Here is a 7,725-nt window from a genome sequence, read left to right as displayed (position 1 = left end):
CACACAGATTGTCTGTTTCTTCTTTTTAAAGAGCTAACAGCTTATATCCCTCGTCAACCTTTCGTTGATTTAGTTCGCTGTCTCAAGGGTTGCGTATACTACGCTAACCTTTTTTATTCGTCAAGATCTTTTTTAAAATTTTTGATCTCACTTAATCACCAACTCTTCGTCTGCTTGTCGCTGACTGCGTGTCAGTGGGTGCGCATTATAGGGGCTTAAAAATTTCCTGCAAGTGTTAATTGCAATTTTTTTTTCGTTTGCATTTTATTTGTTCAAATCTACATGTTTAATATATTTGGTATAAACAAAATAAACGTTATTTGCTATAGAAAAAACAATTCATTAAGTTAATTTACATGGTAAATATAAAAAACCTCATATTTTTAACGTGAATTTAGAATATTAATTTACATTCTAAGTTTTAAATTTAATAAAGATATTTCAAAGCACCAAGTCAAATAATAGATGATATTATCTAACGAATTGCACCAATAAGGTATTTTGCTTTATTTTTGAAAACTAGCGTTATTATTTTAGCGATGATGACACTTACGATTAAAGTTGACACTAAAAAGATTACAGCTCCCAATGATGCTAACCAACCGTTGTTGGTTTTGATTACATAACCTAGAGGAGAAATATACAATAGCTGTTCAAGTTCTAAAACAATAATTTCATGAATAAAATAGATAGGAAAACTAATATTTGCCATATAAGAAAAGAATTTATATAACTTCCCCTCATTCGTTTTATGATTCAGCCCATCTAAAAAATAAAGCGCTAATATAAATAAAACGATTTTTTGTAATGTATCATAATAAAGTTTTTCTACACCTAAATGACTCATATAGCGATAAGCAAATGGAACAAAAAAACATAAACTAAAAAGAAACACAACTAAGAATAAATTATCTTTAACTGTTTTGATAATAATTTGATAATTTTGTTTTATCATCATGCCAATTAAATAAACTGGTCCATAATGCAACAAATTTAAAATAGGTTGAGTAAAATCAGGTTTAGTAAACACCACAACCCAAAACATAGCAATCAGACCAGCTACAATTAAATTCTTTTTCGACCAAAAATATAATAAAGGAGCCATTAAATAAATAATGATAATCATCGGGATAAACCACAATGGTAGCAGTTGTGTTCCCGTCAGCATCATCCTAACTATTGAACTAACAACACTAGTTTCAGTCGATGAAAACCAAGGTAAATTAGATAAATACTGATAATGAAAAAAAACAAAGCAAAAAATAGATACTGAAATATAAGGACAAACAACAGTTTTAAACTTTGATAAATAATAAGTTTTGGTATCAAATTTATAAGTTAGATGTTGAAATAAAAAACCAGCAATTAATACAAAAAAAGTAGTGAAATTAAAGGCAAATAAATTTAAAAAAGAAAATAAATAACTATTAGCAATTAAATGAGTATTTTTAAACACACCCAAACAGTGACTAAAAACAATCATTATAATTGCAACACCACGTAATACATGTATAGAATGAATTTTTTGCGGTTTATCTGTTACCATTTTAGATACTGTGAATAATGAAATAAACTAGCGTACATTATCACATTTCTATGTAACTGAAACTACAATTTACAAAAATAAATGTCCAAACAAATAAAAAATAAAATATCATTTAAAATTAATTGATTATAAACATCTTTCTGAATTGACCCTGCAAATGAATTTGTGAATTTACCTATTTTGAACTACTCTAATGAGCAAAAACAAGTTAAATATAAAATGAATGAATAAAAAGTAAGACAAATGGCAGTCGAGCTAGCTAAAAGCATAAAAACGTAGAAAGATTTAGGCAAATTAACGTGTTTTATGAACAAACTAGTGATTGATACCACATTAAATGAAGAAATAACCACGCATCTAGGTCATGAAAAACACAAAAAAACTAAGAAGTAACACATGTAACGGTTATAGCACAAAAACCGTTATACAAGTGATGATGGCGAGTTAGAGCTCACCATTTCACGATTATGCTCTTATCTTCTTTTTTGTTCCACTTTCATTTAAAATCGATTAATCTGTTTATTTTTACATAATCACCAATACAACTCCAGCTTGTTTAATTGCTTCTTCCAACTCTTTATCCCACATATTTTTTACTCCCTCCGTGATTATAACAACTACATAACTAGAATTAAATGTATAACTATCGCTGTTAATTTTAGGATATCAATTCAATCATAATTTGAGGATTTAAAAATTTGTTAAAAACTTTCAGGTAACTATGTGTTTCAGTATAAAAATACAGCTTATAACAGATAAATTGGAAAATTTGCAGTATTATCATTTAGTAATTTGATTAAACTAAATGGATAAGATTGATGATTTTTATAAAAATTTAAAAATAATTTATATTAAAAATCATTGTGTTACTCTTTTTATCATTAAATATTAAGAAATATATGAAATTAAATTGAACTTTTCCCCATTTAGTTTGTCTATATTAACAGATTACGTTTTTCATTTTTTGCCTTCCATTCGAGTTTTCGAGTGGATTTTTTTTTGCCTGATATTTTTTCCATTTGCATATTTTGTAAAATCCTTTCTTCTTCCATTATCTATTAAGAACTACTTGCTTTAGTTTTTTTGCTTATTTTGTTTGATATAATTTGCACTAATACGTATAGAAAGCTAGTATTGCTAGAATTTTAATTATTTAAATAGCGCCTTTTCTTTCGTTATCAAATCTTCTTATAAATTGTTTTAAATTTTTTTGAATACTACTATTTTAAATAAAAGATTAAGCAATGAGCTGTACTTTGGTTGCGAAATAATTATGTGAGCAGAGAGATTATTATGTTATTTTCAAAAAGGACACAAGGGCACTTAATCGCATTAATGACAGTGTTTCTTTGGGGAACAACATTTATTGCAACTAAAGTTTTATTGACGGATTTTAAACCAATAGAGATCTTGTTTTTTCGATTTGGACTTGGCTATCTAACCCTTTGGATCTTATCACCGCGCTTTTTGGCTTGGCAGGGGGTTAAGCGAGAGTTTATGTTTTTATGTGCAGGGCTGTGTGGTGTAACTTGTTACTTTTTATGTGAGAATATTGCATTAACTTATACTACAGCTTCAAATGTTGGAGTAATTACCACTTTAGCACCAATATTTACTGCAATACTATCTATTTTCTTTTTAAAAACCGAAACACCACCTAAACGTTTTTATATTGGTTGTTTATTTGCAATTATTGGTGTTGGACTAATTAGCTTTAATGGTAAGTTTGTGCTTTCGTTAAATCCACTTGGTGATCTGCTTACTATGTTGGCTTGTTTATTTTGGGCTTGTTATTCGATTTTAACTAAAAAAAGTAGCAATTATGGTTACAATACTATTTTGTTAACAAGGCGATTCTTTTTTTATGGTTTGATGTTAATGTTTCCTGTGTTATCTCTCTTCGACTTTGATTGGAATTTATCACGTTTTACCGATCCCGTTAACATTTTTAATTTTTTATTCTTGGGTGTTGGTGCCTCGGCTATTTGTTTTTCATCTTGGAACTATGCTGTTAAATTAATTGGTGCAGTTAAAATTAGTATTTATTTATATTTAGTTCCAATTCTTACTATTATTGCGGCTGTTATTATTTTGAACGAACCTTTCACCTGGATTGCTGCTATCGGAACATTATTTACGCTTTGTGGTGTGTTATTGTCAGAAGGTAAAATTCGCATAAAAAGAAACTAATTAATTTTAATACTTATAAAAAGCCCAAAGGCACATGAGAGCTTTGGGTCTGAAAACGGTTTTTATATTTGAGATGGTTAATTAAGTTATTGCGTTCTTTTATCGATTGCATCCATGATAATTTGCCCTAAATGCTGATAATCTTCGTCAAAATGATGGCCTCCGGGTAATTTGAATGCTTCACCTTTCATTTCTGGCTGTAAGCATCCAGTATCGTCTTTCTCTTCTTCACCATAAATACAAAATAGTTTACTCGCTGGTATGTTATTGACTTCTGGACCTGTTTTCATTTCATTACCAGATTGACCAAGCCAACCACTGATTTCAATTTCAAAATTGGCATTTTTTGAAAATGCGATCATCACAATCGCTTGAACACTATTTTGATCTGTAGTTGATAACCGGTTATAAAGTGCAGGTAAAATATCTCCACCGAATGAATAGCCTGTAAGCACGAAACGAGTTGTACCCCATTTTTCGCGATATTGTTGCATCAAATAGGCGAGATCTTTTGCACTACGCTCAACAGAACGGTGTTGCCAAAACAGCTTTAAAGCATCGACACCAACAACAGGGTAACCATGCGCTGCCATATATTCAGCAGATACTTTGTCTAAGTCACGCCAGCCCCCATCGCCAGAATAATAAAGAGTAACGGTTTTAGGATGAACTTCTTTACTCGTTGCGGGTAATTCAATAACAGGTAGCTGTTGGTGATCACCAAATAAAATTGAAGATAAATGCAAACTTAAAAGCTCAACAGGTGAGGTTTGGTATTCGCCAATTCCTGTGGTGACAGCAATCTTTTTCTGTTCTCGTGGGAATACGGCAACATTTTCTTCGGGTGGGTTATTCCAAATTACTTGCCACGTTCCGTGGTTAGCTTGTTTTGGCAATGGATCATCACAATCTTTATGATCTAATATGAATTCTATTGATAATGCTTTAGCATCATCACTTTGCTGTTCTGCTAGCCATCGATAAGCAAAAGTGGCACCTTCTCTCATACCTGCGACAGCAAAATTAGACTCTCCTAATATGTTTACAGCTTGGTTAAAGCGATTTTTTTGCTCAGCACAAGTTGCTTGCGGTTTTAATTCAAACTGAACTAGTTTGGCGCCCATTTTTTCAGATAAGTTTAATAGTTGTTGTTCTGTAAAATGATTGTTGTTAGTTGCGACAATAATAGCCGCAGCTTCGGCTGTTTGTTTAGGTTTTGCCGATATAATAGAAAAGTCATTTTCGATTGTTATCGTTTTTACTAACGCACTATCTTGGTTTTTTATCAAATACCAACCAACAAATCCTACTAGTACTATGAGTATCATAACAATTAACAACAAAATGTAGCGTATTATTTTTTTCATATTATGATCTCTTATTCTTTTTTAATCCCGTTATTCCACCTGAAATTAGCATGGTGGTATCAATGATTGCAACTAAAGGATCAAGTCCTGCTGGTGCAGCCATATAACGTGGCTCCCAGTGTGTTGCAAACTTCTCTTTAAAGCGACGTAATCCTTGGAAGTTATAAAAACGTCCCCCCCGTCTAAAAACTAGTGCACCTAGTCTTTGTATCATGGGAGCGCCTCGACGTCTTTGCATACCTGCAAGTGGAACCATCCCTAAACTGAAGAATTTAAAATCTTTTTGTTGATAATGCAAAATCAACCCAACCATTAAAAACTCCATAGTTAATTTAGGAATATCTTGGACAACACGCATTAAATCAATGCTTGCACTATAATTTTGATTTGTTTCTAGCAGATTTACAAAAGCAATAATACGACCTTCATATTTTATTGCCGCAATAGTGAAATTGTTCAAGTATTGCTCGGAAAAAGATCCTAACGAAAATTGCTTTTCTTTAGCGTGCTTGCTTTTTAACCACGCATCTGAAACGGCTTTTAATTCATCAAGTGGTGCTGTGCCTGGAGAATAAAATACTAAAGATAGACCATCTCGTTGACCACGATTCCAAGTGTAGCGAAGATCTTTATAATCTTTTGAGCTTAAATCAAATTGTTTTAAATTAACTAAGGCTTCTTCACCTAGCTTAATAGTTCTAAGACCAATATCCATATAAAAAGGTAAATTTGCTGCTTTAACTTGATAAAAAACCGGACGAAGATTATGTTGATCACACAAATCTCGAAAAGTCCAAATTAAACTAGCACGATCAGTACTGTTTCCAATTGGATCATAAAGGGCAACCATGCTTCTGCCTCGTTTGGCATACATTATAAAAGCTGTTTGTGATTCATTAAAAAGTAATGACTTATCGCCACTCATGGCAAGCCCACCTTCAGGTTGTTTTGAATCTAAAATGATTTGATAGGCTTTATTTAGCTCGTTTTGTTTTGGTTGAGTTAGAATTGGTGGCGCAGGGCGAAATAACCAAAACAACATAATAAAGCTTAACAAAATAAAACTGCCTAAAGCGGCACGAAGAGCACGCGGTACTCGGCTGTCTAACTCAAATTGCCACCATAAATCGTGACTATAAGGAATATCTTGATATATAAATAAAATTAGCCATACAAAAAGCGCAATAATGCAAAAGCAGATGACAAAGGATTTAATTGAAAAAGGTAATATGCTTAATCGACTTTTACGATAGAAAGCATGTTTAAAATGGATTAATAATATTGCTATAATTAATAATACACTGGCTTCAATCCAATGTAATCCGCGTAAAAGCGAGCAGATACTACCTAAAAATAATAAAATAATCGAAATGCCCCATGCAAAATAGAGTCTTCGTCTTACTCCTACTGCAAGTAATATGCATAAAACGCCAATTAAACTAGCAATTAGATGAGCAATATTGACTATTTTACTGGGGATAAAGGTGCTGACTAAATGGTGATTAAACCCAGGAAGTACACTTGAAAACATCATCACCACACCGGCAAAAAATACAGCTGCCGCCATGATGGGCGCTGCAATTCCTGTTTCTGTCTCTTTAACTTGAGGTGCAGTTAAAAAATGTTTTCCCTCGTTTATTAAAAGCAAAATAGCCGCCAAAATAAGGGGGATTAAAATATAAATAATGCGATAAATGATTAATGCAACGGTTAATGAAGCTATATTAATTTCGGATGAAAATGCCGCTAACATAATGGCTTCAAATACACCAACACCACCAGGAACATGACTCAATACTCCAGCTACTAACGCCAGAATATAGATCATAATAAAGGTAGCAAAATCAGGGTGTTTTGGTAAAAGAAAATAAAGTACTGCGCCAGCTAAAATGGCATCAAATAGAGTAATAATAAATTGGTAAGATGCTAAACGAAGATTAGGAAGACGGATAGACCATCGAAATAATTGATATAATTGGGTGTTGTTATTTGGTTTTTCTGCTAATCGCTTATTTTGCAAAAAGATAAATAGCACACCATAAAAGCAAATTACACTACATGCAATTATCCACACACTATTTGCTGATAAATGCAAAGCTAACATCGTATTTTTGGGATGAATTAAAGCGGTAATCGCTGCTAATAGTGGTAACGTGAATCCTAATGATAAGGTAACAAAAATTGACATTCTGGCAACATCAATAGTTGTTAATCCTTGTTTAAAATAGAGACGACAACGCACCGCACCACCAGATAATGCCGACAATCCGATTGCATTACCAATAGCTGAGGCACAAATTCCGCCCAGTACAATAGTTGCGGGTTTCAATTTGACACCCGCATAACGTGCAGCTGACCATTCGTAGCAGATCAACATTAAATAACTACCAATGGCAGATAAACACGAAAATAAAATTGTAGACATTGAAAGGTGATCAATAGCTCTTTTTAACTCATTAACATTAATTGCCTTAAGTAAGTGCCAACACACAATCAGTGCTATAAAAAAGATAGATAGACCAAATAGTAGAGCTATAAATTGGCGATAACGAGTGAAGTATTCTATTAACTGCCAAGGCAAAACTTTACGCGTTGATATTTTCACTTAATCAACTCCAATAT

The 7,725-nt window shown here is 32.4% G+C and carries 4 protein-coding genes; 1 reads left to right on the top strand and 3 read right to left on the bottom strand.

Annotation, left to right across the window (positions count from 1 at the left end):
- Window positions 1-475: 475 nt before the first annotated feature.
- Window positions 476-1,546 (bottom strand): acyltransferase family protein, encoded by a 1,071-nt coding sequence (locus B9N71_RS01820; protein WP_085163904.1) that lies wholly within the window; start codon window positions 1,544-1,546, stop codon window positions 476-478.
- A gap of 1,293 nt (window positions 1,547-2,839) precedes the next feature.
- Between B9N71_RS01820 and B9N71_RS01815 the strand changes: the two genes are divergently transcribed.
- Window positions 2,840-3,736, top strand: coding sequence for a DMT family transporter (locus tag B9N71_RS01815; RefSeq protein ID WP_085163903.1), 897 nt, complete (start codon window positions 2,840-2,842; stop codon window positions 3,734-3,736).
- A gap of 86 nt (window positions 3,737-3,822) precedes the next feature.
- Here the strand turns inward: B9N71_RS01815 and B9N71_RS01810 are convergent, their stop codons facing one another.
- On the bottom strand, window positions 3,823-5,103 hold the full coding sequence (locus tag B9N71_RS01810; RefSeq protein ID WP_085163902.1) for a virulence factor family protein: 1,281 nt from the start codon (window positions 5,101-5,103) through the stop codon (window positions 3,823-3,825).
- 1 nt (window position 5,104) lies between these two features.
- Window positions 5,105-7,708 carry a bifunctional lysylphosphatidylglycerol flippase/synthetase MprF gene (mprF, locus tag B9N71_RS01805; RefSeq protein WP_208610407.1) on the bottom strand — a complete coding sequence of 868 codons (2,604 nt, stop codon included), beginning with the start codon at window positions 7,706-7,708 and terminating at the stop codon, window positions 5,105-5,107.
- Window positions 7,709-7,725: the final 17 nt, after the last annotated feature.

This window comes from Gilliamella bombi (assembly GCF_900103255.1).
GTDB classification, from domain to species: Bacteria; Pseudomonadota; Gammaproteobacteria; order Enterobacterales; family Orbaceae; genus Gilliamella; species Gilliamella bombi.
Note: the sequence above shows the minus strand (reverse complement) of the source record. Positions and strands in the feature narration are given on the sequence as shown.